Source organism: Nocardia sp. CA-135953, assembly GCF_050955735.1.
Classification (GTDB): domain Bacteria; phylum Actinomycetota; class Actinomycetes; order Mycobacteriales; family Mycobacteriaceae; genus Nocardia.
The window spans coordinates 6,383,908-6,409,940 of record NZ_CP192082.1 but is presented as its reverse complement, the minus strand read 5'-3'; the positions used below and the strand labels follow the sequence as shown (position 1 = coordinate 6,409,940).

The window sequence follows — 26,033 nt, the reverse complement described above, 5'->3', positions numbered from 1 at the left end:
ACCCTGAGGGCGCGCAGTAAGTCAGCCGCCGACCTTCCGGCGATGTCACCCGACATCGTTTCCGGGCATTGGAATCACTACACGAGAGGTGTCCACGATGAGTGAAGCTGTAAGTGAAGGCGTACACGTAGACCAGCCGACCGCGAAGAAGGCCGAGGAGTACATGGCGGCCGCGGTCGAAAACATGCAGCGCACGCTGAAGAAGATCGATGACGAGGTCGCCGCGGCGACCCACTGGGAGGGCGATGCGAAGGCAGCGTTCGTCGCGGCCTCGACCAACTGGGCCCAGCACTCCCAGGAGCTGCACAAGAAGCTCAACGCCATTACCGAGCAGGTCGGTCACGGTACCCAGCAGTACATGCAGATGGAGCAGGAGAACCAAGAGGGTTTCCAGCACATCAGCCTGTAATCGATTGTGTCGTAACAACAATCAGTCTTCGATTCGGAGGAACTCACTATGTCGACGATGGCATACGCCAAGGGCCCGATGACAGCCTTGTTCAACGACCTGGTCACCCTGCACGGCGACCTGGTCAAGTACGGCAGTGATATGGAGGACGCGGGCGGCGTGCTCAAGATCGCGTGGGAGAACAACGTGGCCCACGCCAGCTTCAAGCAGGTCTACGACGCCTGGCACTCCGAGTACGGTGACACGCTCACCTCGCTCAACAATGTCGCCGCAGCGGTGGAGAACTCGCTGCACCGCGCGCTCGGCACCGACGGCAAGATCGGTGACGGCTTCGGGGCCTGAATCTCGCCATTCGGCCGGTCCGGAGCGTCACGCTTCCGGACCGGCCGTATTCGTTCCATTACCGAGCCGCGGCGAGGGATTCGCCGATGTACCACATTTCGTCCGGAGTGGTGACCATATTGACCGTCGCGCTGGCCGTCGAGGTGCGCACCGTGATCAGGTTGGGAGCCGAAACATCCTGCACCAGAACGATATCGGCATCGAACTGCCCATCGGGCTGCTCGGGCGCGCGAACGTGCACGATCGTCGCGCCACCGGTCAGCGCGGTGGGGGCGATACCGTCGAAGACAACGACCGTCGCGGCGGGAATGGGCCCGCCGGGCTGCGGTGGGGCGACGTGATGCCCCGCACCAGCGAAGCGGGGCGCCAGCGAGAGCGAATGCGGCGCGTCGACATTGGCGACCATGGACTGCCAGGCCTCGGGCCGGTCGGTGTGCACGACGGTGTGTGCGCCGAGGGCGATGGCCCGCAGGATCACCTGCTGGGCCAGATCCAATCGGCCGATCACCTCGAGATGTCTGGTGCCGTCACCGATCAGCGGCACCGCGATGCCCTGACCGGCATTATCGGCGCCGATCAGCTGACCGCAACCGGCGGTCGGCACGACGATGCCGTCGAGCGCGGCGAGCGGTCCGCGGTAGTCACCCGCGCTGTCACCGTCGCGTCGAGCAGTCCGGGCGGGCAGGCAATCCAGCAGCGCGCGGAATTGCTCACCCGGCAGGGTGCGCAGGCCGGGCACGGGCGGCTCGACCGGTTCGGCCGCGGTGTCGAAGCGGACCAGCGCGCCCAGCCTGATCGGCGGGGAACCGGTTTCGCGACCTTCGCCGGGCCGCCGCGCACCGGGGCGCAGCCGCACGGTGACCGTCGTGGTCAGGCTCGGGGTGGCCCAGATATCGGCGAAGCCGCGCGACCCGATCAACTCCGGGCCGATCTCATAGCTGGTGAGGTACAGGCCCTGGTGCACCAGCGATTTCGGGGTTTCGACGAACCCGTCCAGTGCGATACCACGGGTGAGTTGGCGCACCGCGCTGTTCATCTCGCCCGCGGTGAGCACCGATACCGAGATGTCACGGCCCGCGAGTCGATTGGCCACCCGGCGGGTCGCGATGACCGCGGTTCGCAGCGCACCCGCGCCGCCACCGCCACGGTTGTCCACGGCCTCGGCATTGGCGAGCGGATCCAGCCGCAGCACCAGCCAGACGGTGCGATGCGCGATGGCGGGCAGCGGGCCGAGGATGCGGTCGTAGAGTTGGGCCACCGGGCCGCCGCCCGCGGTGCGCGCACCGGTGCTGATCACATCGATCGAGGCCAGGTCGATATCGAATTGACTGAGGCAGCGCCCGATTTCGGTGAGTGGAAGCACCTGGTCGGTGGACAGCGAACCGCGCCGCAACAGCGTCAGCGCATCCGGCGGCGGATCGATGCGCAGCATGGTGAGCAGCAGATTGCCGTCCCAGCGCACGCCGTAACTGCCGCCCTCGGGCAGCGGCACGTCGAAGGCGTCCTGGCCGGCATCGGCGGGACCGGGCCGGGTCCGCCGCCAGCGAAAGGCGATCGTGCGCGCCAGCATGCCGACGATATTGCGTGGCTCGCGCCGACGCACCGGTACCGCGCCGGCAATGAGAACGACCGCGGCGACCGCGATGACGGCGACCATCGGTGCATGCAGCGCCGTTGCGATCCAGGCCGCGATCGCGGCAATCAGCGCGAGCGGAATCATGAGTCGCAAAGGCATTTGACGCAGCAGCCAGAATTCCGGATCACGTAACGTTGTGTGCGTCGCGTTCACGGAGTTTTCGTTTCCGGTTAATTCACGCGCGTTCGCTCCGGAGTCGGTATCGCGTTTGTTCACAGCCCCGTCCCCGATAATCGGACCAGTATTGCGATAACAGTACCGCGCCACACCAGTGTGCGCGGACGGGAAATGGTTTGCCCAATTGTCGCTGGATTGACACCGCAGCACCGAACGATACTGTAATTATCCAGTCCTTCCCGTAGTTCGATGGAGACCATGTGCCGGCTCAGCTGACCACCAAGGCTCAGGTCAACGGCTACCGTTTTCTGCTGCGCCGACTCGATCACGCACTGGTCCGACGCGATGTGCGGATGCTGCACGACCCCATGCGATCTCAGCTGCGTTCGATGCTCGTCGGCGCCACCCTCGGCCTGCTCGTGGTGGCGGGCGCGGCCATCCTGGCCTTCCTGCGGCCGCAGGGCGCGATCGGCGACGCGAACATCGTGATCGGCAAGGACAGCGGCGCGCTGTATGTGGTGGTGGCCGAATCCGAGGACAAGAAGGACGACAAACGCCTGCACCCGGTGCTCAACCTGGCGTCGGCCCGGTTGATCAGCGGCAGCAACGAATCGCCCAAATCGGTGAAGGATTCGAAGCTTTCGTCGATGCCGCGCGGTCCGATGCTCGGTATCCCCGGTGCGCCCGCGGCACTGCCCGGTTCGACGCAGGGCGGCCGCTCAGACTGGTCGCTGTGCGAAACGGTGCAACTCTCGATCACCGGCAGCGCGGCCGCGGCGACCGGTGTGGAAACCGCGGTTTTCGCGGGCAAACCCCAACTGGACGAACGCATTCGCACCCTCGGCCCATCGGATGCGCTGCTGGTGCGGCGGGCCGATAAGACCTACCTGATCTACGACGGCAAGCGGGCGGAAGTCGATCCCGGCAACTCGGTGCTGGCACGGGCGCTGAACCTGGCCGGGCACAAGCCGCGGCCGGTCGGCACCGGCCTGCTGGATGCCGCCATCGCGGTTCCGCCGCTGGCCGTGCCGGATATTCCGAAGGCCGGACAGCCCGGTCCGGCAAAGCTTTCCGACGTGCCGATCGGCGGGGTCATCGCGGTCGGCGGCACCGGTCGCACCGATCAGTCCCAGCTGTATGTGGTGCTCGCCGACGGTGTGCAGCCGGTCACCGATTTCGCCGCGCAGGTCATCCGCACCGCGAATTCCCAGGGCATGCGCGAGATCAAGGCCGAACCACCGGACGTGCTGACCAATATGCCCGTGCTACACCAACTTTCCCTCGACCACTTCCCGGCGACCACCCCGAAGGTCGTCTCCGCCGAAGACGCTCCGGTCACCTGCCTGAGCTGGCAAAAGGGCCCCGAACCCGCCAACGACGCGACCGAAAGCCCCACCGACCGAGCCGCTATCACCCTGCTCGCGGGCAACCGTCTACCGCTGCCGGGTTCGGCTGAACCGGTGAATTTGGCCACCTCCGACGGCACCGGCGATCGGGTCGATTCCGCCTACATCCCACCGGCTTCGGGGGAGTTCGTGCAGGTAACCGGAACGGAGCCGGGCAGTTTGCGGCGCGGTGGCCTGTTCTATGTGGCGGACAACGGAATCCGCTACGGCATCCCGGATATCGCCACCGCCCAAGTGCTCGGACTCGGCAGCGAACCGCGCCTGGCCCCCTGGTCGATCATCGGTCAGCTGGTGCCGGGACCGACGCTGTCCAAGAACGATGCGCTGGTCAAGCACGATATCTTGCCCGTAGGAAACTGAGTGTTCAGACGCCGAGCGAAGCCAGCACACCGGTGAGCGCTGCCTGCATGTCCGGCGCTTCGATGCGCATGAGCACCGTCTCGTCTACCGCGCTCAGATCCAGCGATTCGTCATTGGCCAGGCGGAATTCGCGTTCCTCCTCGGCGGATTCGATGATGTTGCGCACGAATCGACCGTTGCCCGCGAGATCGATGCCCCGACGCGGCTGCCCGCTCTGGTCGACGCGCTCGGTCTCGTACAGCCGCCCGCACGCCTCGATCAGCAGTTCCATTGCGCCCTCGGACAACTCGGAATCGCGCGAGCGAGCGATCAGGCTGCCGATCTGCCCGAGTTCGGTCGGAGTGTACGACGGGAACTGCAAGCGTTTGGCGAAACGTGAAGCCAGACCGTCGTTCGCGGCGAGCAGCCGGTCGATCTCGCCGTCGTAGCCCGCGATGATCACCACCAGCCGGTCACGGTCGTTTTCCATCCTGGCCAGCAGCGTATCCACCGCCTCGCGGCCGAACGCGTCACCGCCCTGCAGACCGGTCTGGATCAGCGTATATGCCTCGTCGATGAACAGCACACCGTCCATCGCGGTATCGATCAGTTTGTCGGTCTTGATCGCGGTGCCGCCGAGATTCTGGCTGACGAAGTCCACACGCTTGGCCTCGACGACCTTATCGGTCTTGAGAAGACCGACGCCGCAATAGATTTTGGCCACCACCCGGGCGATGGTGGTCTTACCGGTGCCGGGCGGACCGGTGAAGGCCAAGTGGTTGCCGCGGGCCATGCTGGCCATACCCTTCTCGGCCCGGATCTTGGCCAGCTGCGCGGTCGCCTGCAACTTCGCGACCTGCGTTTTCACCGATTCGAGGCCGATCTGGGAATCCAGTTCGGCGCGCGCGTCCGCCAGGATCTTCTTGGCGCGGTCCTCGGCGTCGGCGGTCTGCATCGCCTCCACCGACGGTGCCGAGGCCGGATCCCAGCGGTCGGTGCGCGCGTCGATCGACTCCTTGGTTGTCACCGTGAGCCGGTAGGTGCGATCGCGCATGGCTGCGGTGTTGGCGACGAAATCCGGTGCCTGCGAATACACCGTCTCGAAAAGGGCCTGCGCCTCGGCCTCTTTACCGGTCTCGCGCAGGCACAGGCCGCGGCAGAACATGGCGGTGGTCCTGGCCGCCGGAATCGGGCCCGCCTCGGCCTGTTCCATGCGCCGGATGGCCTCGCCGAACAGGCCGAGCTGAGCGCATGCCGAGCCGACCATCACGTGTGCGCCCGCGGCCAGATACGGGTCGTCCCAATCGGCGGATCCGGCGAGCACGGCCATCACATCGGGCCAGCGCTGGGTGTTGAAGTGCAGTACGCCACGGATATACGCGCAGATCCGGTCGTCGATCTCCCGATCGGTATCCGAGAGCATCGAGGCGCGATGGGCGGCGAGTTCGTCGAGCACCCGTTCGGCCTCGTCGTACTCCTTCTCGGAAATCAACTGCGCCGCTTGGGCCAGCCAGATTTCGGTGTAGCCGGCCAGCGGGTAGTCGATGTACAGCCCGGCCAGGAAGCGTCCGGCCAATGCCCGCGGCGCCAGCCCCAACCGGCGTTGCTCGCGGAAAAGTGTTGTCCCACTGTTCTTGTACAGGTTGTAGAGCACCTCGGTGGTGACCTCACCCGCCGCGGCCCGGCCCAGCCAGGCGTCGCACATCGTCGGATCCCACTCGGTGGCACGCTGAAACGCGAGTTTCGCGTACTCGAGATCGCGAGCCGATTCCTGTCCGTCGATGGTCAGGCCCAGCGACAGGATTCCGGCGTCGAAGGCCCGTTGTGCTTGGCGGTTGCCGGTCATTGCTGTCAAACCCCGAAGTGTTGGTTGGAGCTATCTATTTTGTTGCGTGATTGTCCGCGTACATCTTCCGACCAGCTTAGCGATCGCGTCGGCTCGGCTCGTCCGATACATTATGTTTTGCTACCGATCGGTTGCAAAGTGTGCGACGACCACATGCGACGGGGGGAACGTTCGTGCGAGAGTGGATCCGAGTCGTAGAGTTGGTTCGACAGGTAGGAAACCGGGCGCAAGTGTTTGGATCGTTCCGTAAAGAGCTGGGATCGGTGCGCAATTGACCGAACCGTTGAGCAGCGGCACCCGCGCCGCCGAACCCGAACTGTGCCGAGTCTCCGTCATCGGAGGAAATACCCAGCTCGATGTCGGGCTTCCGGCGACCGTGCCGATCGCCACATTTATCGGTGATCTCGTCGCCCTGATCGAATCGCGCAATCCCGATGTGGTGGAGAGCGACGACGGCGGCACCCAACTGCATACCGAACACTGGACGCTGGCCCGCCTGGGCCGAGACGCCATCGCACCGAGCCGCAGCCTCACCGAGGCCGAGGTGTTCGATGGCGAACTGCTGGTGCTGCGCTCGGTCACCGCGAAGGAATCGCCCGCGCTCTTCGACGACGTCATCGATGCGGTATCCCGGCTCACCAGTGTCGATTTCCGCGGCTGGTCGCCCACCGCGGCCCGCTGGACCGGTCTGGTCGCCGCGGTGTCGGCGGTGCTGCTCGCGCTGCTGCTGCTCGCCGCTGGGCGTGCGCACGGCGATGGTGTGGCCGCGCCCTTCCTCGCGACCGGTGTCGCCATCATCGCTGCCGTCGCCGCGGGCATCGCGGCGCGTAAGTACGCGGACCAATTGACAGCCACCTGGTTGTCACTGTGTGCGCTGCTGTTGTTCTTCGGTGGCGCAGCACTATTCGTGCCAGGCGATCTCGGCAGTCCGCATCTGCTGCTCGGCTGTTCGGTCACGCTGGTGGCCGCGGCTGTGATCTATCGCGCCACCGCGACCGGTGCCGCGCTCGCCGCGGCCGCGGTGACCGTCGCGCTGTTCGGCGGAATCGCCGCACTGGTGCGGATGATCTGGGATTCCGATCTGCCCAAGATCTCCGCCGCCATCCTGGTGGTGGCCATCACACTGATCTCCGCGGTGCCGCGGCTGGCCGCGGTGCTGGCCCGGCTGCCGATCCCACCGGTGCCGACCGCGGGCGGCGCGATCGATCCGGCCGATCACGAACCGCGCCCGACCATCGAGGGCATCGGCGCGATCGGTGCGACCGCATTGCCCTCGGCCGCCGGACTCGGTGAGCGGGCCAGAGCCGCCAACCAGTACCAGACCGGCATGCTCATCGCCTGCGCCATTGCCGCGGCCGCCGGTGCGCTCGGCGCCGCCGATCCGCTGGGATCCGCACGCTGGCAAGGGATTACGCTCGCCGTCATCGCCGCGGTGATCATCAGCCTGCGCGGTCGTTCCTTCGCCGATCTGGTGCAGGCCGGTGCGCTGATCGCGGGTGGCTGCGTCATCGTCATCGGCCTGATCACCGCACTGGCCCTCGGCGATTCGGATCTGCTGCTGCTCGCGGGTGTGCTGCTGCTGGCCGTTGCGGCGGGTGTGCTGGTGTTCGGCGTGATCGGTCCACACCTCGAGGTGACGCCGGTGACTCGCCGAGCCATGGAGATCGCCGAATATCTGCTGATCGTCGCGGTGATCCCGCTGGTGCTGTGGATCATGGGAGTTTATTCGATGGCCAGGAACATATGACTGCTCGGGCGAGTAAGCCCGGCTGGCGGCGCGGAACCGGAATCGTCTGCACCGCAGCGGTTCTCGGCGCATCGGTGCTCGGTTGGTCCGCTCCGGCCGGTGCCGTCCCACCACCGAGGATCGACCCGGGTGCGCTCGGACCCGCGCAGGCGCTCAGCGGTCGGCCCGCGCCTTTGGAGCCGACCGAGCAGAAGGTGGTCTGCGCCGAACTGTCACTCATCGGTGGTTCGCCCGCGGAGCCGCCGCTGCCGCAGCGAGTACTCGACCTGCCGGCCGCCTGGCAATTCAGTCGCGGTGCGGGACAAAAGGTTGCGGTCATCGACACCGGCGTGAATCGGCATCCGCGACTGCCCGCACTGCAAGCCGGCGGCGACTATGTCTCGGACTCCGACGGCACTGTCGACTGTGACGGCCATGGCACCCTCGTCGCGGGCATCATCGCCGCGCGCCCGCGCCCGGACGATGCCTTCGTCGGTGTCGCTCCCGATGCCGAGATCCTCACCATCCGCCAGTTGAGCACGCACTACGAGCGCAAGGATCGCGCGGGCGGCGATCAGCCGCCGGATGCCATGGTGCGCTCCGGATACGGCAGTGTGCTCGCCTTGGCCGCCTCCGTGGTGCGCGCCGTCGATATGGGTGCCACGGTTATCAATATTTCCGAAGTCTCGTGCAGCACAGCCGGAACCGATACCGCCGACGTTCCGCTCGGTGCCGCGGTGAAGTACGCCTACGACCACAACGTCGTGGTAGTCGCCGCGGCGGGCAATGTGGAGAACGGCGGTGCCTGCGAGAAGCAGAACGACGGTGACGGCTGGGACAGCGTGCAGACCATCGCGAGTCCCGCGTGGTTCCAGCCCTACGTCCTGACCGTGGCTTCCATCGATCCGAATGGCTCGCCATCGGCGCTGTCGTTGCACGGGCCGTGGGTCGGCGCTGCCGCCATCGGGCGCAATATCGTCTCGCTCGACAATAAGCCGGGCAGCACCGGACTGGTCAACGGTGCGGTCACCCAGGAGGGCACCGGAACCATCCAGGGCACGAGTTTCGCCGCACCCTATGTCGCCGGACTGGCCGCACTGGTCCGGTCCCGATTCCCGGAACTCACTGCCGGACAGGTCATCGATCGAATTACCCGCACCGCACAAGCACCCGGCCCGGGCCGCGACGATCGGGTCGGCCACGGCCTGATCGATCCGCTGGCCGCGCTGACCGCGCAACTCCCGGATAAGCCGGTGAGCGTCGGCTCCGATATCCCACGTGTGATGGCGGCGCCGGTACATCCCGCGGGACCCGATCCGCTGCCGCGACGGGTCGCGATCATCGGCTCGATCGCCTGTCTGATCGTGCTGGGACTCGGTGCGGCACTGTCGATTCCGTTTCGGCGCGCTCGTGGTTCCGTCGATCTCGAGTCCGAAGTAACAGAGCAGTAGAGGGACCCATGGCTACCGAAGGTTTCGTGCGCCGCCCCCGCATCGCCCCGCCACGCGCACCGGGCGGTGAGGTGGCGTTGAATTCACCGCCGGAGATCCAGCGGGCCCTGCCGGGGCCACTGATCATGAAGTTGATGCCGGTGATCATGGTGGTCGCCGTCGTCGGCATGATCGCGATGATGGTGATGATGGGTCGCAACCTCCTCGCCAACCCGTTCATGATGATGTTCCCGATGATGATGCTCATGTCGATGGGCGGCATGATGCTCGGCATGCGGGGCAACGGCCCCAAGGGTGCCGGCGAACTCAACGAGGAGCGCAAGGACTACTTCCGCTACCTGGACCAGATGCGCAAGGACGTCCGCCGCACCGGCACTAAGCAGCTGGAATCGCTGATCTGGAGTCATCCGGAACCGATCGATCTGCCGTCGGTGGTCGGCACCCGCCGGATGTGGGAGCGCAGGCCGAACGATCCGGACTTCGGACATGTACGGGTCGGGGTGGGCAGCCACCGGTTGGCGACCAAGTTGGCGCGTCCGGAAACCGGGCCGCTGGAAGATCTGGAGCCGGTCTCCACCGTTGCGTTACGCCGTTTCGTACGAACCCATTCGGTGGTGCACCAGCTGCCGACCGCGGTGTCGCTTCGCGCTTTCCCCGCCATCAATATCGGTGGCAATGCCGAGGAAGCCAGGATGCTGGCGCGCGCGATGCTGATGGAGCTCACCGCATTTCACGGCCCCGACCACGTCACGGTCGCCATCGTCTGCGCCGATCCGGACGGTCCGGCCTGGGAATGGGCGAAATGGCTGCCGCACCTGCAACATCCGACCGTCCGCGACGGCATGGGCTCGGCCAGAATGATGTACGGCTCGCTGGCCGAACTCGAAACCGCACTCGCCTCCGAGCTGCTCGAACGCGGCCGCTTCATGCGCAATCCGCAACCGACACAGGGCCGTTTGCATCTGGTTGTCATCATCGACGACGGCTACGTCAACGGCACCGAGCGCCTGGTCAGCGAATCCGGTCTGGATTCGGTCACCGTGCTCGATCTGACCGCACCCGAGAACGGCCTGGCCGCGCGGCGTGGTCTGCAATTAGTTGTCGGCGACGGTGCGGTGAGCGCGAAAAGTGCTGCGGGAACCGAGAAATTCGCCACCGCCGACGAGGTGAGCGCGGCGGAATCCGCGTCCTTCGCCCGTAGCCTGGCCCGATTCCGCATCGCGACTGCCGCACAGATCGTCAGCCTCGGCGACGACACCAGGACCGACCCGGGACTGATGGCGCTGCTGAAGATTCCGGACGCGGCGCAGATCGAACCGTCGCGGGTTTGGCGTCCGCGCACCGCGCGCGAGCGGCTGCGGGTGCCGATCGGCGTCACCCCGGATGGCACCCCGGTCGAAATCGATATCAAGGAATCCGCCGAGAGCGGTATGGGTCCGCACGGATTGTGCATCGGCGCAACGGGTTCGGGTAAATCCGAATTCCTGCGCACGCTGGTGCTTTCCATGGTGACCACGCACTCGCCGGACGCGCTGAACCTGGTGCTCGTCGACTTCAAGGGCGGCGCGACCTTCCTCGGCCTCGACTCGCTGCCACACGTCGCCGCGGTCATCACCAACCTCGAGGAAGAACTGTCGATGGTGGACCGCATGAAGGACGCGTTGGCCGGTGAGATGAACCGCCGCCAGGAATTGCTGCGCGCCGCAGGCAATTTCGCCAACGTCACCGACTACGAGAAGGCGCGCGCGGCGGGGGTCGCGCTCGATCCGCTGCCCGCGCTGTTCGTCATTGTCGACGAGTTCTCCGAATTGCTCTCGCAGAAGCCGGATTTCGCGGATCTGTTCGTAATGATCGGCCGCCTCGGGCGCTCGCTGCACGTCCATCTGCTGCTGGCCTCGCAGCGGCTCGAGGAGAATAAGTTGCGCGGACTTGATTCGCACTTGTCCTACCGAATCGGTCTGCGCACCTTCTCCGCCAACGAATCCCGCGCCGTACTGGGCATCACCGACGCCTACCACCTGCCCGGCATTCCCGGCTCCGGCTATCTCAAGAGCGATGCCGACGATCCGTTGCGGTTCAACGCGACCTATGTGTCCGGGCCGTACGTGTCACCGAGCGGCAGCCGGCAGGTGGACGGTCGGGTGGTCGGCGGTCAGTCGCCGACGGTGTTCACCGCCGGACCGGTCGAGGCCGAGGAGCGGCCCGAACGAGTGCGGATGGAACTGCCCGATCTGCCGCCGCCTCCGGGTGCCGAGCCGGAACAGGAGCCGCTGGGTGGCGGCGTTCCGGAGACGCTGCTCGAGGTCGTCGTGAAACGCCTTACCGGACACGGCCGTCCGGCGCACGAGGTGTGGTTGCCGCCGCTGGACGAATCGCCGACGGTGGATATGCTGCTGCCCGATCCGGATTGGCGCTCCCCGGTCAACCGGCACGGCCAGCTGTGGATGCCGATCGGTATCATCGACAAACCCTACGAACAGCGCCGTGACGTGCTGACCATCCAGTTGGCAGGTGCCCAAGGCAATGTCGCGGTCGTCGGTGGTCCGCAGTCGGGTAAGTCGACCACCATCCGCGCGATCGTCATGGCCGCCGCGGCGACGCACAGTCCCGAACAGGTCCAGTTCTACTGCCTCGATTTCGGTGGCGGCAGCCTCGCCGGTCTGTCCGGTCTGCCGCATGTCGGTTCGGTCGCGGGCCGCCTGGACGGCGATCGGGTGCGCCGCACCGTCGCCGAATTGACCACGCTGATGCGTCAGCGCGAGGAGCGCTTCGCCGAACTCGGCATCGAATCCATGGTGGAGTTCCGGCGCCGCAAGTACTCCCAGATGGAAGCCCGGCTCATCAACGGGACCGCGGCCGATCCCAACGATCCGCTCGCCGCCGACCAATTCGGCGATGTCTTCCTGGTCGTCGACGGGTGGGCTGCCATGCGCGAGGAGTTCGACGCCGTCGAACCGCAGATCACTGCCATTGCGGCACAGGGGCTTTCGTACGGCATCCACCTGATCATCGGCGCCGCGCGCTGGGGCGAGATCCGGCCCAATGTGAAGGATCAGATCGGCACCCGCATCGAGCTGCGGCTCGGCGACCCGACGGACTCCGAAATGGGTAGGCGTACCGCCGCTCTGGTGCCGGTCGGTCGTCCCGGTCGCGGTCTCACCCCCGATGAACTGCATATGCTGATCGCGTTGCCCCGGCTGGATTCCGATTCCGATCCGCAGACCCTGGCCGAAGGCGCCGCCCGAGCCAGAGACGAGATGCAGCAGCTCTATCCGGGTCGACGCGCCCCCGAGGTGCGCATGTTGCCATTGCAGATCGGTCGCGACGAGGTCGTCGCGATCGCGCGCAAACACGAGGTCGAACTCGGCCCGACCAAGGTGCTGGTCGGGCTCGGTGAGAACGAATTAGACCCGTTCGTCCTGGATTTCGGCCAGGAGCCGCACTTCATGGCCTTCGCCGACGTCGAATGCGGCAAGACGACGCTGCTGCGCAATATCGCCATGGGCGTTACCGAGAACGCGACACCGGAGCAGGCCAAGATCATCCTGATCGACTACCGCCGCAGCCTGCTCGGCGTCGTCGACGAGGCCCATCTCGGCGGCTACTCCACCTCATCGCAGACCTGCGGACCAATGGTCAACGAACTCGCCCGCTACATGTCCAAGCGCATTCCGGGCTCCGACATCACCCCGCAGCAGCTGCGCGAGCGCAGCTGGTGGACCGGACCCGAAATCTATCTGCTGATCGACGATTACGACATGATCACCGCGGGCATCAATCCACTGCTGCCATTGCTGGAGTACCTGCCGCAGGCCCGCGATATCGGTCTGCACGTGGTCGTCACCCGACGCACCGGCGGCGTCTCGCGCGCACTCTACGACAATGTGCTCGGCGGTATGAAGAACCTCTCCGTCGATGCGCTGATCATGAGCGGCCCCAAGGACGAGGGCAAGCTGATCGGTGATGTCCGTCCGATGAAACTGCCGCCTGGGCGCGGCATCCTGGTGTCGCGCAACCGCGGTCAGGCGATGGTGCAGATCGCCTATCTGCCGCCGCTGTGAGCTTCCGGCGCCGGCTGTGCCGCCGGGGGCAGCGGCACATGGGTCAGTACCGGCGTCATCGGCTCGAAGGTCCAGCTGTCGGAGCGGCGTTGGAACAACGCGCGGGACGGTCCCGAGGCGGCCGGGCCCGCGATCCTGGCCAAGTGGAAGCCTTCCCTGCGGTAGTAGTCGTGCAGATCGGTGTTGGTGGTCCAGGCGTCCAGTCGGACCCAATGGCGTTGTCGTTGGCGCGCAAGCGATGCGGCGTGGGCCAATAGCCGGTGGCCGACGCGCTGGCCGGCGAAGCGGACATCGACGATCATGTAATGGACGATCACCGCGTCGGCCAGCTCCCATGGCGACCACAGCCCCCGATCCGAGCGGTCGTTGACGGTGATCGTTCCGGCCGGTTCCCCTGTCACCTCGGCAATCCAGGTTTCGCCCGCGTCCAGCGCTTCGCCGACCGCCTGCGCGAAGATCTCGATGGGCAGGCCGCGGCCCGCGACGGTCCACTGATCGGAGCCGCGCGCGGTGAGCCACGCGGTGCGCTGGATCCGGAGTCGACAGATGGTGCCGAGGTCACTCAGAGTCGCCCGGCGGATGATTTTCATGACTGCACCGTATTCATGGCGGAACGTTTTTCATGGCAACGCGATCCCCGGCCGGTAGGAGATGCCGAGCGTGTGTCGAATGACGTTGCTGCCCTGGTCGTCGCCGAGTTCATAGGCCAGCCGGTTGCGGGTGGCGATCGACCGATGCCGAGTGGCCCTGGTGATGCGCTCGTGGTTGGCGCCGATGCGTAGATGGTCCAGCAGAATGGTGCCGGTCGCGACACCGAGCACGATCGCCTCTTCCGCGCTGGCCGGGCGGGCGGCGAGCGTGTCGCGGTGCGCGGTCTCGCCGTGGCCGCGGTCGGCCAGTCGCCGTGTCGTGCCCTCCGGAATATCGTTCGGCGAATCGACACCGGTCGCCTCCGCCAAGTCCCGTGGATAGAAGCTGACCTCCCACGACCACGGCTCGTTGTCCAGGAACTGGACGACGGTCCTGGCCAGCACCCAGGAATCCTCCGGCACGCCCAGCCACTGCGCCACCTCGGGATCGGCTGGTTCCATCTTCGCGCTGAACTCCTTGGTCGGTTCGCGATGTGCGGCGCGCGCGATCTCTTCGAAGATATCGTGGGCCGATTGCGGACGATCCGGACGAATATGGTCGGTGACAACCGATTCCAGGACTTCTTGGTTTCGGACGATGGTGCCACGGGAAGTCGCGGTGTAGACCAAGTTCTCGGTAACCAACACCTGAATAGCGTTGCGCGCGGTAGTGATCGAAACCTGCATGTGATCGGCCAGCTCGGTGTGGCTGGGCAACCGATCGCCCGGACTCCACTTGCCTCCGCGGATCTCCTCACGGAGGAGGTCTGCGATCCGGAGATACGTCGGACCGTCCGCCATCTTGCTCCTCGGTCAATCGTGCAGGTAACGAAGTGTACTCTTCGTCACACCCTACGGCCGGGTAACGCTTGACAGGTGCCTTCAGAGGTTTATTGTAATGAACGTCCTGATCCAGGTGTTGTGCGGCGATGACGGCGAGGCAACGTGGCAGGTTCGGATTCATCAACGGTTGTGATGGCTCTTCCAGGCACATCGAGGTGTGTCGATTCGACGGTGCAGTCCTTGACTCCCGGACTACTTCCCACGTCGGATCTACTTGTTCGGGCGTGTCGCGGTCACCGAGTTGTCGGTGGTCCGCTGCTCTGGTTCGCCCGTGACCTGGCGATTCTGCATGAGAAACGGCTCGTCGGTCGTGGCGGATCGGTATCGACCGATCCGGCGACGATCCTCGAAATCGAGCGTCGCAGAATCGAATTGGTCATGGCTATCGACGATTGGGTGGCGCGCAGCGTGCCGCAGCACCGGCTCGGTGCGACGCTACACACCGAAACCGTCGGCTCGGTCATCGATCGGATCGCGGAGTCCTCGGTGCGCGCCCACCATGCGTTGATGACCCTGGACGCACACGATGAACAGCTACACGTCGCGTGGCACCATCTGGCCGAATTGGCCGATGCCTACGACGATTTGGTGCGCGATGTACTCGCGGGACGGCGGCGACTCCCGGAGTGGTGACGACCCCGGGGTGACGAGGGGCCGTGGCTTCCCATCGGGTAGCGACGGCCCTTGCCGATTCGCGGTGGACGGCTCACCGGTGTCTGGTGTCGGGTGACAGGCACCACGCCGCTGGCGACTGCTTGCAGGTCGGTCGAATGGTCGGCCGCGAGACACCAGGGGGCCGCGAACACGCCGCGTCGCAGGCGCGGCGAATCAAACACTGTAGCGGCGGTGGTCGATGCCGAATTCGTCTGCGACCGTTGCGGCGAGTTCGACGTAGGCGCGTTTGGTGGTCTTGTGCAGGCGGTGCAGATCGATCTCGGCGCCCTCGGACAGGTGCGAGTCGTACGGGATGATGTGCACCGCGCGGCAGCGCGACAGGAAGTATTCGCGCAGCTGCTGGATGCCGACATTGGGGGAACCCTCACGCGGCAGGTTGATCACCACGACCGCATTGCGGACCAGATGATCGTGGCCGTGCAGGGACAACCAGTCGAGCGTCGCCGCCGCACTGCGCGCGCCATCGATCGCGGCCGAGGAGATCAGCACCAGCGAATGCGCGAGATCGAGCACGCCGCCCATCGCCGAATGCATCAGTCCGGTACCGCAGTCGGTCAGGATGATGTTGTAGAACCGCTGCAGGATGCGCGCGACCGCGCGGTACTCCTCGTCGTTGAACGCCTCCGACGCCGCCGGATCCCGTTCGCTGGCAAGCACTTCCAGTCGGCTCGTGCCCTGCGAGGTATGCCTGCGCACATCCGAATAGCGCTGGATCGCGGGATCCAACAAGAGATCGCGCACGCTCGAACGGGTCTGCAGCGGCACCCGCTGCGACAGCGTGCCGAAGTCCGGATTGGCATCGACCGCGATCACCCGGTCACCACGGATGGAGGCGAAGATCGACCCGAGACCCATTGTCGTGGTGGTCTTTCCGACACCACCCTTGAGCGAGAGCACCGCGATCCGATAGTCACCGCGTACCGGCTGCCGGATCCGCGCCACCAACTCCTGCAGCCGCAACTCCTCCGCGGACAAGCCGGGATTGATCGCACCGCCGGAAACATGGTGCACGGCCTTGCGCCACCCACCACTCGGCGACTTCTTCGCACGCCGCAACGGCACGTCATCGAGCGAAGGCTGGGGCCCATGCGAAGGCTGGGGCCCATGCGGATGCTGGGGCCGATACTGACCACCCTGCTGGTACCCGGGCGGTATCCCCTGCGGTCCGGCCGGTGGTCGGCCGTACCCGGCCTGCGGATCCCCAACGGGCGCTTGCTGTCCCATCGGCCCATGCCCCTGCTGCCACTGGTCAGCAGGCTGCTCACCCGGTGACTGCTGCCCGAAACCCGGCGCCGCAGGATTCTGCCACTGCTCACCCTCAGGCGCCCGCCCGGTCGGCGGCTGCCCATACCCTGACGCACCTTGCCATGGTGCGCGATCGCCGCTGGGCGCTTGGCCCATGAGGCCGGGCTCACCTTGCCATGGTGCGCGATCGCCGCCGGGCGCTTGGTCCATGGGGCCGGGCGCGCCTTGCCACGGTGCCTGGTCGCCTGTCGGTCCGAGTTCGCTTTGCTGTGTTCGGTTGCTGCCAGGTCCCTGCCCCGTGGGTGCCGGTCCGCCTTGCCATGGTGCGTCGTCGCTGCCGGATGCTCGCCCGCCTGGGCCGCCCTGCGACGATGCCTGGTCGCTGCCGGGTGCCTGCCTCGTGGGCGCAGGTCCGCCTTGCCATGGCGCTTGGTCGCCGCCGGATGCTCGGCCCGTGGGTGCGGAGTTGCCTTGCCCCGGTGCGTGATCGCTGCCGGGTGCACGCCCGATGGGTCCGCTCTGCGACGGTGCTTGGTCGCTGCCGGGTGCCTGCCCCGTGGATGCAGGGCCGCCCTGCCATGGCGCGTGGTCGCCAGATGCTTGGCCGGTGGGTGAGAGTCCGCCTTGCCACGTCGAGTGATCGCCGCCTGGCGCCTGCCCGGTGGGCTCGCTCTGCCACGGTGCCCGGTCTCCGTCGGGTGCCTGCCCCGTAGGCCCAGGTCCGTTCTGCCAAAGTGGTCCGACCTGACCGCTGACCGGTGCCTGTCCGGTGGACGGTTGCGCGTACCCGGGTCCGCTCTGCCATGGCGCGTGGTCGCCGGGTGCTTGCCCTGTAGATCCAGGTCCGCTCTGCCAAGGCGCGTGGTCGCCGGGTGCTTGCCCTGTAGATCCAGGATCGCTCGGCCGTGGTGCTCGGTCGCTGCCAGGTGCATGGCCTGTGGGCGCGACACCGCCCTGCCACGGTGCGTGTTCGCCTCCGGGGCTTTGCCCCGTGGGTCCGCTGTGCCGGTGATCGCCGACCGGCGCCTGCCCGGTGGGCGGTTCCGCGTATCCGGTTCCGCCTTGCCCCGGTGCGGCCTGATCGCCGCCAGGTGCTCGGCCCATAGATCCAGGATCGCTCGGCCGTGGTGCTCGGTCGCTGCCAGGTGCATGGCCGGTGGGCGCGACCCCGCCTTGCCACGGCGTGTGTTCGCCTCCGGGGCTTTGCCCCGTGGGTCCGCTGTGCCGGTGATCGCCGACCGGCGCCTGCCCGGTGGGCGGTTCCGCGTATCCGGTTCCGCCCTGCCACGGTGCGGCCTGATCGCCGCCGGGTGCTTGGCCCGTAGTTCCTGGGCCGCTCGGCCGTGGTGCTCGGTCGCTGCCAGGTGCTTGGTCGGTGGGCGCGAGTCCGCCTTGCCACGGTGCGTGTTCGCCTCCGGGGCCTTGCCCCGTGGGGCCGCTCTGCCATGGAATTTGATCGCTGCCGGGTGCGCGCCCGATGGGTCCGCTATGCGACGGTGCCTGGTCGCTGCCGACCGGCCCCGTGGGTACCGGGCCGCCGTGCCATTGATCACCAGACCCTTGACCCGCTGGTGCGTGTCCGCCTTGCCATGGCGCATGGTCGCTAGGTGCTTGCCCTGTGGGAGTCGGGCCACCTTGCCACGGTGCGCGATCGCCGCCGGGTGCTTGGCCGGTGGATGGGTTCGCGTATCCGGGTCCGTTTTGCCATGGCGCGGCCGGGTCGCCGATGGGTGCTTGTCCTGTGGGCCCAGGTCCGTTCTGCCATGGTGCGCTGGCCCGATCGCCGACAGACGACTGCCCGGTGGGCGGTTGGGCGTATCCAGTTCCGTTGTGCCACTGAGTATTCGGCTGGTCGGTGCCCGGTGCTTGTCCTGACGCGGGCTGTGCGTCCCCGGGGGAACTGCGGTCGCCGCTCTGCCCTTCGGCTACTGCGGATTGCTCCGCTCCGGCAACACTTCCTCGGTCGCCCGACCCATCCGGTGCCGACTGCTCGCTCGTCGGAACCTGCTGATCGCCGGTAGTGTCGGTCGCATCCGCGGCCGCATCGTCCGCGTCGGCAGCTGCGTCGATTTCCGATGGCAACCGGTGCCGTCCAACGACGGGCGTCGGTGTGCCCGCCGTGCCGGGGACGGGATGTGCAGCCCAACCAGGCGTGGCCAACTCACGTCCTCGTTGCCCTGCACCGGATCCGGACTGTTCTGCCGTCCCGGTCGGCTGCCGGGATTCGGCCGCGGTTCCCTGCGGTGTCGAGCCCGGGCGTCCGAGCTCGTCGCTCGGTGCCTGCGGTGCCGCCCCCGATCCCACGAACTCCGAACCCGCCGGATCGGGGCCGGTAGCCCATCCGGGCGCGGCCGACCCACTATCGCGTTGCGGCCGACCGGATTCCGAATCTCCGGTACCGGTAGGCCCTTGGGCATCAGGTCCCTGCGAGGGCGGCTGGTGGAACCCGCCGCCGGGTGTCTGTGGTGCGGATGCCGGGCGATGGAACTGGCTCGGTGTCCGAGGTGCTGCTCCCGAGCCGGCTGCCCGCGCGGCGGCCGGATCGTCGTTGGCGGTTTGCGTCGCCTGGCCGTACTGGCTGTAGTCGTGCGGTGCACCGCCGCTCGCGGACGATGTTGTGCCCGAGGGCGATCCGCCTGCGGGGTGGCCGGTGCCCGCGGCCGAATCCTGGGCGCCGCGCGGTGCGGGGCCGTACTCCGAGGATGCGGTGCTTGGCACGCGCGGGGAGCCACCCGACCGCCTGGTCGGATCGACGGTCGCGGAATCGAATATCGGTGTCGCACCAGCGGATTGGGCGCGATCGCCTTCGGCGGAACCTGCTGCGTCGTGCGCGGTCTGCTCCGCAGCGAGCGCTCGCGCCGAATCATCCCGATCCGTACGGCTTACCGCACCCGGTTCATCCGTCGCCGCCCTGGCTGTTGAGCTGGAACCACGTGCTGTACCAGTGTCCGCGGGCATACCGGAGGCCGCCGCCGACTGTGTGTCGAATTCCCCTGGTGGCGGCGGCAACTCAGGCCGCTGCTCGCTCCGCGCACTTTGCTCGTCAGCGGACTGATCCTCCGACGGCCGCTGTGGCGCAAGCCAAGGCGGCGGACCATCGTCACCTTGCGAGTCCGCCGAACGCGCCTCGTCCAACTGCTGCGCCGAGCCAGTGTCCCCGTGCGAGTCGGCCCGGCGCGATTCATCGAGTCCCGGGCCCGCGCTGTCCGTACGAGAGTCCGGCCGGGACTCGTCGAGTCGCGAAGGGGGACTGTCGACTCCGCGCGGCTCATGCGGCAGCGGTTCATCGTGTCGGGTGGGCGGTCCGTCGACGCCATGAGAGCCCTGAGGGCTCGGTTCATCGTGTCGGGTGGGCGCGCCGTCGAACCCGCGTGAGTGCTGCGAGGACGGGCCGTCGATTCCGCGCGCGTGCGGTTCGTCGAGCCGTGCGGACGGTGCGTCGGTGCCGCCCGAGGTCGATTCGGGCGCTGCGCCGCCCTGTGGGGGCGGCGTGAGTTGGCCATTTTCCGAGCGGTTTTCGGGCACCGAAGTCGGCCCGGGATGAGCTGGCGCCGAGGCTGCCGGGGTATGCGGGCCCGTGCCAACCGCCGGTTGGCCCTGTGCGGTGCGGGGCGTATCGAGCCATGCGGGTGGGGCGTCGAAGTCGCCGGTCCCCGGCCGCTCGCTCGTCGGCGGCTGCGGTGGTGCGGCAGGCGAATACGGTTGTGCGGCGGCCTGGTTCGGCGGGGGCGGCAGACCGGGACGCGACGCCTGGTAGCGCATCGTTTCCTCGACGGACGCGGACGGCTCTGCGGCAACCGGACGGCCCTGGTAATCGGCGGCGGGCTGCTGCGGACCGGAAGGGTGCACCAGCGGTTGCGACGGTGGCGTCGGCGGCCTGCTGCCGAGCGGGTCGAAACCGGCGGAGGGCTGGCCGGGGTGGCGGGTCGGCAGCTGATTGCTACCCTGCCAACCGTTTTCCGAGCGCGGCGCATCCTGACCCGGCCCATCCGGGCGCGCAAGTGGACCGGAATCGTGCTGCGGTGGACCTTGGCGGTGCGGTTCCCCTGGCTCAGGGCCGCGCTGAGGTTCGGGTCCACGAAAGGCGTTCGGGCCCTGGAAACCACCCGGTCCGCTGTGTAGTTCGAAACCGGGACCGGACAATTCGCGCCCCGCCGAACCCGGGCGCTGGCCCTGTTCCTCGGGCTGCTCGTCCTTACTCTTGCGACGGCCGAATCGGCGCTTGTCCCGGCGCGCGGCTTCGGGACGCTCGGTCTCCGGCGCGCGCTTGGAACGTCCACGCCGCGAAGGCGCTTCATCGATGAGGTCGTCCTGTGGCAGGTTCTGTACGGGTGCTTCGTAGCCGCCGGTGACATCGCTCTCGGAAAGCCACGGGGGCAGCATGGGGAGGCCGTCGTTGTTACGGCTCACGACTCCGCCTCGCCGGCGCTCGGCTGCGCTGTGCCCGAGGGCGCTGTGTTGATGGTTCGCTCGCTGCGCTCCCTCACGCGTCCCCCTTGATCTGCTCGACCTTCATTCCTGGGCTGTGGTCAGTTTACGCGACGACTCTGCCTCATCACGGGTGGGGAGTGGGCCGAATGACCGGTTTTCGAACGCCCCTATCGCGGGATCTGTTGGGCCCCACGCGCCTCTCGATAGGTAGGCCGAGATGTGCTGTGTCGTATGACAGGCGCGCTCCGCATGGCGGATTGCCACGCGTCTGCTTCGTCATCAGCATCCGGCCTCGATCCCGATCTCCGGCGGGCCTCTGCTTTCCGGCGTGGGCGGCCTCTATGTCCAGCCGAGCAAACGTGTTCGCCAACGCTCCCCACAGAGTCGCGAACGCATTCGCGACCGCATCCGGGTGCGACCAATTCGCGAAGCATCACCATGCTCCGGCTCGGCGTCCCGACGCAGTGCCCTGTCCTCGCTCGCTCGGTGGTGGACGGCGACGAACCGCCATGCTGATGCCCGTGGCCGATGCCGAACGGGGGACCGTGCCGGATAAGGAGGAGGGGCACCATGCCGGATAAGGAGAAGGGCACGTGCCGGTAAGACAGCTCTGCTGGAAAGCCGGTGGGCATTCGACGACGAGCAGAGCAGCGCCGACTTCCGGTCTCGTCACCGACGGGGCCGCTGCGTGACGATCACGACTCCAACGCGGCTCCGGCCACACGACTACGCGGGCAACTGCGGATCTGCGCACGGCGACACGCGCACCAAAAGCGGAACAATAGCCGCTCCCGCCCACTGTGACCAGGGCGAATTGGCCTGCCCGCAATTAACCCGGTAAGCTTGGTCGGCGGTGCACCTACGCGCCGACTGTTTGCATGCCGCCGATCGGGACCACCGATGGGTACATGGAAGCAGATACAAGGCAATCAAACCAGGTTTGAGTGTAAACCGGGATCGCGGAGGACATGGCGAAGAAAGACGGGGCCATCGAGGTCGAGGGTCGAGTTGTCGAGCCGCTGCCCAATGCGATGTTCCGGATCGAGCTCGAGAACGGACACAAGGTTCTCGCGCACATCAGCGGAAAGATGCGGCAGCACTACATTCGCATCCTTCCCGAGGACCGTGTGGTCGTCGAGCTCTCGCCCTACGACCTGTCGCGCGGCCGCATCGTTTACCGCTACAAGTGATCGCGCCGGAAGGCGTGACCATCGAGCCGCAAGGCTCACTACAGAGACTTCCCCAGTCGTCGGCTGGGGAAAAACTGTGTTCACACCTGTGTGAACCGAACAAGATTGGACGGACGTGAAGGTTCAGCCGAGCGTCAAGAAGATCTGCGAGAAGTGCAAGGTGATCCGCCGTCACGGTCGGGTCATGGTGATCTGCGAGAACCTGCGCCACAAGCAGCGTCAGGGCTGAGTTTCGCAGCACCAGCCGGGCACCGATCACTGATCGGCTTGGCCAACTAAAAGAAGACCTCCCAGCGCCAGCGGGCGCACACAGCGCCCGCCTACCCCCGGACCGGAGGCCGGGGCCCCACCAAGACGAGGGGACGGACAGGGAGCAGACCTCCGCAACGATTAAGGAACCTGCCACATGGCACGTCTCATGGGCGTTGATCTTCCGCGCGAAAAGCGCATGGAGATCGCGCTGACCTACATTTTCGGCATCGGCCGTACTCGCGCCAAGGAGATCCTCGAGGCGACGGGCGTCAGCCCGGACCTGCGCTCGAAGGACCTCAGTGACGAGCAGGTCACGCAGCTGCGTGACTACATCGAGGGTTCGGCCCTCAAGGTCGAGGGTGACCTGCGCCGCGAGGTGCAGGCCGACATTCGACGCAAGATCGAGATCGGCTGCTACCAGGGTCTGCGCCACCGTCGTGGCCTGCCCGTGCGTGGCCAGCGCACCAAGACCAACGCGCGCACCCGCAAGGGCCCGAAGCGCACCGTCGCAGGCAAGAAGAAGTAGGGGATAAAGGATGCCTCCGAAGAGTCGGGCCTCCGGCCCCAAGAAGACCCAGAAGTCGCGTCGCCGGGAAAAGAAGAACGTCCCGCACGGCCACGCGCACATCAAGAGCACGTTCAACAACACGATCGTGTCGATCACCGACCCGTCCGGCAACGTCATCTCGTGGGCGTCCTCGGGCCACGTCGGCTTCAAGGGTTCGCGCAAGTCGACCCCGTTCGCCGCGCAGCTCGCCGCCGAGAACGCTGCCCGCAAGGCGCAGGAGAACGGCGTCAAGAAGGTCGATGTGTTCGTCAAGGGCCCGGGTTCGGGCCGCGAGACCGCGATCCGTTCGCTGCAGGCCGCGGGCCTGGAAGTCGGCACGATCTCCGATGTCACCCCGCAGCCGCACAACGGCTGCCGTCCGCCCAAGCGGCGTCGCGTCTAGCGGGAAAGGAATAACGAAAAATGGCTCGTTACACAGGCCCTATCACCCGCAAGTCGCGTCGTCTGCGGGTCGACCTCGTCGGAGGCGACCAGGCGTTCGAGCGTCGTCCCTACCCGCCGGGCCAGCATGGCCGCGCGCGGATCAAGGAGAGCGAGTACCTGCTCCAGCTGCAGGAGAAGCAGAAGGCGCGCTTCTCCTACGGCGTCATGGAGAAGCAGTTCCGCCGGTACTACGAAGAGGCCAACCGCCTCAAAGGCAAGACCGGTGACAACCTGCTCCGTCTGCTCGAGACCCGACTCGACAACGTCGTGTACCGCGCCGGTCTGGCGCGCACCCGTCGGCAGGCTCGCCAGCTGGTCAGCCACGGTCACTTCCTGGTGAACAACCGGGCCGTGAACGTCCCCAGCTTCCAGGTGACCCAGTACGACATCATCGATGTCAAGGAGAAGTCGCTCGGCACGCTGCCGTTCCAGGTCGCGCGCGAGACCGTCGGCGACCGCCCGGTTCCGGGTTGGCTGCAGGTGCTCCCGGGCCGGCTGCGGATCCTGGTGCACCAGCTCCCCGAGCGCGCCCAGATCGATGTGCCCCTGCAGGAACAGCTGATCGTCGAGTACTACTCGAAGTAAACAGCTTTCGCTGCTGGTGCGTGGCCGCTAGCGACTGCTTGCAGGTCGCTCGAAAGGGCCGGCTCGGAGACGAGCGGTCGCGCACAACCCCCAAGACGTGGGCGTCAAATAGTGGGCGCCCGTACAGGAGGATGATCCTAATGCTGATTTCACAGCGTCCGACGCTGACCGAAGAGGTCGTCGCCGAAAACCGCTCGAAGTTCACCATCGAACCGCTCGAGCCGGGCTTCGGTTACACCCTCGGCAACTCGCTGCGGCGTACCCTGCTGTCCTCGATTCCGGGGGCCGCGGTTACCAGCATCCGCATCGACGGCGTCCTGCACGAGTTCACCACCGTTCCCGGTGTGAAGGAGGATGTCACCGACATCATCCTGAACCTCAAGGGTCTGGTCGTGTCCTCGGAGGAGGACGAGCCGGTCACGATGTACGTGCGCAAGCAGGGCCCGGGCACCGTCACCGCCGGTGACATCGTGCCGCCTGCCGGTGTTGTCGTGCACAACCCGGATATGCACATCGCCACCCTGAACGACAAGGGCAAGCTGGAAATCGAGCTCGTCGTCGAGCGCGGTCGCGGTTACGTCCCGGCGGTGCAGAACAAGGCGTCCGGCGCGGAAATCGGCCGGATCCCGGTGGATTCGATCTACTCGCCGGTGCTCAAGGTGACCTACAAGGTGGAGGCCACCCGTGTCGAGCAGCGCACCGACTTCGACCGTCTGATCCTGGACGTGGAGACCAAGAACTCCATCACCGCCCGGGACGCGCTCGCTTCGGCGGGCAAGACCCTGGTCGAGCTGTTCGGCCTGGCCCGTGAGCTCAATGTCGAAGCCGAAGGCATCGAGATCGGCCCTTCGCCGGCCGAGGCGGACCACATCGCCTCGTTCGGTCTGCCGATCGAGGATCTGGACCTCACCGTCCGGTCCTACAACTGCCTCAAGCGCGAGGGCGTGCACACGGTCGGCGAGCTCGTCGCCCGCACCGAATCGGATCTGCTGGACATCCGCAACTTCGGCCAGAAGTCCATCGACGAGGTCAAGGTCAAGCTGCATGCGCTCGGCCTCTCGCTGAAGGACAGCCCGGCCTCGTTCGATCCTTCGTCCGTGGTGGGTTACGACGCGAGCACCGGAACGTGGAGCGACAGCGGCACGTTCAGTGACACCGATGGCGGCGAGCAGGACTACGCCGAGACCGAACAGCTCTAGGCCGCTGGGGTAGGCACCCCGGGCCGGCCTCGCACCCGCGGCGTGAGCGACGCGCCCGGAGGCGGTAGCGGAGCGTAACCACGCAGGGCGCCGGGAGCGCCGCAATAAGACACAGGAGAACAAACAATGCCCAAGCCCAAGAAGGGTGCCCGCTTCGGCGGGTCGGCGTCGCACCAGAAGGCGATCTTCGCCAATCTGGCCACGGCGCTCTTCGAGCACGGTCGTATCACGACCACCGAGGCCAAGGCCAAGGCGCTGCGCCCCTACGCCGAGAAGCTGGTCACCAAGGCGAAGGCCGGCACCCTGGCCGACCGTCGCGAGGTGCTCAAGGTCATCCGCAACAAGGATGTCGTCCACGAGCTCTTCGCCTCGATCGGTCCGTCGTTCGAGGGCCGCGAGGGTGGCTACACCCGCATCACCAAGACGCTGCCCCGCAAGGGTGACAATGCGCCGATGGCGGTCATCGAGCTGGTCCAGGAGAAGACCGTGACCAACGAGGCCGACCGCGCCCGTCGCGTCGCCGCGTCCAAGCAGGTTGAGGCGCCCGCCGCCGAGACCGTGGTCGAGGAGAAGGCCGAAGAGACCGTCGCCGAGACCGCCGAGGCCGAGGCTCCCGCTGCCGACGAGGCCGCTGAGGACAAGAAGGACGCCTGACGTTCG

General features: G+C 66.8%; 18 protein-coding genes and 1 pseudogene. 14 read left to right on the top strand and 5 right to left on the bottom strand.

All coding sequences use genetic code 11. The features are described from left to right. Positions 1 to 97 precede the first annotated feature (97 nt). Complete coding sequence (locus ACQPXH_RS29450; RefSeq protein ID WP_433599712.1) at positions 98 to 409, top strand: WXG100 family type VII secretion target; 312 nt, start codon at positions 98 to 100, stop codon at positions 407 to 409. Between the two features lie 48 nt (positions 410 to 457). Further along, positions 458 to 751 carry a hypothetical protein gene (locus ACQPXH_RS29445; RefSeq protein WP_433599711.1) on the top strand — a complete coding sequence of 98 codons (294 nt, stop codon included), beginning with the start codon at positions 458 to 460 and terminating at the stop codon, positions 749 to 751. A gap of 58 nt (positions 752 to 809) precedes the next feature. Here the strand turns inward: ACQPXH_RS29445 and eccE are convergent, their stop codons facing one another. Next, entirely contained in the window at positions 810 to 2,540 is a 1,731-nt protein-coding gene (gene eccE, locus ACQPXH_RS29440) for a type VII secretion protein EccE (RefSeq protein ID WP_433599710.1), read from the bottom strand. A 224-nt stretch (positions 2,541 to 2,764) separates the two neighbouring features. Here eccE and eccB point away from each other — a divergent pair, with 224 nt between their 5' ends. Next, on the top strand, positions 2,765 to 4,270 hold the full coding sequence (gene eccB, locus ACQPXH_RS29435) for a type VII secretion protein EccB (RefSeq protein WP_433599709.1): 1,506 nt from the start codon (positions 2,765 to 2,767) through the stop codon (positions 4,268 to 4,270). A gap of 4 nt (positions 4,271 to 4,274) precedes the next feature. Here eccB and eccA read toward each other — a convergent pair whose 3' ends face one another. Then, the gene (gene eccA, locus ACQPXH_RS29430) at positions 4,275 to 6,095 is read right to left on the bottom strand and encodes a type VII secretion AAA-ATPase EccA (protein WP_433599708.1); all 1,821 of its coding nucleotides are present in this window, start codon (positions 6,093 to 6,095) and stop codon (positions 4,275 to 4,277) included. Positions 6,096 to 6,366: 271 nt separating this feature from the next. Here eccA and eccD point away from each other — a divergent pair, with 271 nt between their 5' ends. Genes eccD through eccCa form a run of 3 tightly spaced genes read left to right on the top strand, consistent with a single transcriptional unit; the run spans position 6,367 to position 13,333 of the window. Beyond that, entirely contained in the window at positions 6,367 to 7,842 is a 1,476-nt protein-coding gene (gene eccD, locus ACQPXH_RS29425) for a type VII secretion integral membrane protein EccD (protein ID WP_433599707.1), read from the top strand. Further along, on the top strand, positions 7,839 to 9,272 hold the full coding sequence (gene mycP, locus ACQPXH_RS29420) for a type VII secretion-associated serine protease mycosin (RefSeq protein WP_433599706.1): 1,434 nt from the start codon (positions 7,839 to 7,841) through the stop codon (positions 9,270 to 9,272). The genes eccD and mycP overlap by 4 nt, the downstream gene beginning before the upstream one ends. Positions 9,273 to 9,280: 8 nt before the next feature. Further along, entirely contained in the window at positions 9,281 to 13,333 is a 4,053-nt protein-coding gene (gene eccCa / locus ACQPXH_RS29415) for a type VII secretion protein EccCa (protein ID WP_433599705.1), read from the top strand. On the opposite strand, the gene ACQPXH_RS29410 is transcribed toward eccCa, so the two are convergent. Together ACQPXH_RS29410 and ACQPXH_RS29405 are read right to left on the bottom strand one after the other, a co-directional pair. Next, positions 13,315 to 13,923, bottom strand: a complete 609-nt coding sequence (locus ACQPXH_RS29410) for a GNAT family N-acetyltransferase (RefSeq protein ID WP_433599704.1) — start codon at positions 13,921 to 13,923, stop codon at positions 13,315 to 13,317. The genes eccCa and ACQPXH_RS29410 overlap by 19 nt on opposite strands. Before the next feature lie 30 nt (positions 13,924 to 13,953). Then, a complete protein-coding gene (locus tag ACQPXH_RS29405) occupies positions 13,954 to 14,763 on the bottom strand; it encodes a GntR family transcriptional regulator (protein WP_433599703.1) in 810 nt (269 codons plus the stop codon). 213 nt (positions 14,764 to 14,976) lie between these two features. Between ACQPXH_RS29405 and ACQPXH_RS29400 the strand changes: the two genes are divergently transcribed. Then, positions 14,977 to 15,438 carry a DUF4254 domain-containing protein gene (locus tag ACQPXH_RS29400; protein ID WP_245721274.1) on the top strand — a complete coding sequence of 154 codons (462 nt, stop codon included), beginning with the start codon at positions 14,977 to 14,979 and terminating at the stop codon, positions 15,436 to 15,438. Between the two features lie 195 nt (positions 15,439 to 15,633). On the opposite strand, the pseudogene ACQPXH_RS29395 reads toward ACQPXH_RS29400, so the two are convergent. Then, positions 15,634 to 16,986 (bottom strand): annotated as a pseudogene (locus tag ACQPXH_RS29395) (AAA family ATPase); the annotation flags it as partial. A 5,138-nt stretch (positions 16,987 to 22,124) separates the two neighbouring features. Here ACQPXH_RS29395 and infA point away from each other — a divergent pair. The 7 genes from infA (at position 22,125) to rplQ (ending at position 26,027) form a co-directional block, all read left to right on the top strand. After that, positions 22,125 to 22,346 carry a translation initiation factor IF-1 gene (gene infA / locus ACQPXH_RS29390; protein ID WP_003418601.1) on the top strand — a complete coding sequence of 74 codons (222 nt, stop codon included), beginning with the start codon at positions 22,125 to 22,127 and terminating at the stop codon, positions 22,344 to 22,346. A gap of 115 nt (positions 22,347 to 22,461) precedes the next feature. Further along, positions 22,462 to 22,575 carry a 50S ribosomal protein L36 gene (gene rpmJ, locus ACQPXH_RS29385; RefSeq protein WP_040686659.1) on the top strand — a complete coding sequence of 38 codons (114 nt, stop codon included), beginning with the start codon at positions 22,462 to 22,464 and terminating at the stop codon, positions 22,573 to 22,575. Positions 22,576 to 22,752: 177 nt separating this feature from the next. Continuing rightward, positions 22,753 to 23,124: a 30S ribosomal protein S13 gene (gene rpsM / locus ACQPXH_RS29380; RefSeq protein WP_062983099.1), complete on the top strand. Its 372-nt coding sequence runs from the start codon at positions 22,753 to 22,755 to the stop codon at positions 23,122 to 23,124. A 10-nt stretch (positions 23,125 to 23,134) separates the two neighbouring features. Then, positions 23,135 to 23,548, top strand: a complete 414-nt coding sequence (gene rpsK, locus ACQPXH_RS29375; protein WP_014349147.1) for a 30S ribosomal protein S11 — start codon at positions 23,135 to 23,137, stop codon at positions 23,546 to 23,548. A 20-nt stretch (positions 23,549 to 23,568) separates the two neighbouring features. Continuing rightward, the gene (gene rpsD, locus ACQPXH_RS29370) at positions 23,569 to 24,174 is read left to right on the top strand and encodes a 30S ribosomal protein S4 (RefSeq protein ID WP_063039138.1); all 606 of its coding nucleotides are present in this window, start codon (positions 23,569 to 23,571) and stop codon (positions 24,172 to 24,174) included. A gap of 140 nt (positions 24,175 to 24,314) precedes the next feature. After that, positions 24,315 to 25,373: a DNA-directed RNA polymerase subunit alpha gene (locus ACQPXH_RS29365; RefSeq protein WP_040686662.1), complete on the top strand. Its 1,059-nt coding sequence runs from the start codon at positions 24,315 to 24,317 to the stop codon at positions 25,371 to 25,373. 126 nt (positions 25,374 to 25,499) lie between these two features. Further along, positions 25,500 to 26,027 (top strand): 50S ribosomal protein L17, encoded by a 528-nt coding sequence (gene rplQ, locus ACQPXH_RS29360; RefSeq protein WP_433599682.1) that lies wholly within the window; start codon positions 25,500 to 25,502, stop codon positions 26,025 to 26,027. Positions 26,028 to 26,033: the final 6 nt, after the last annotated feature.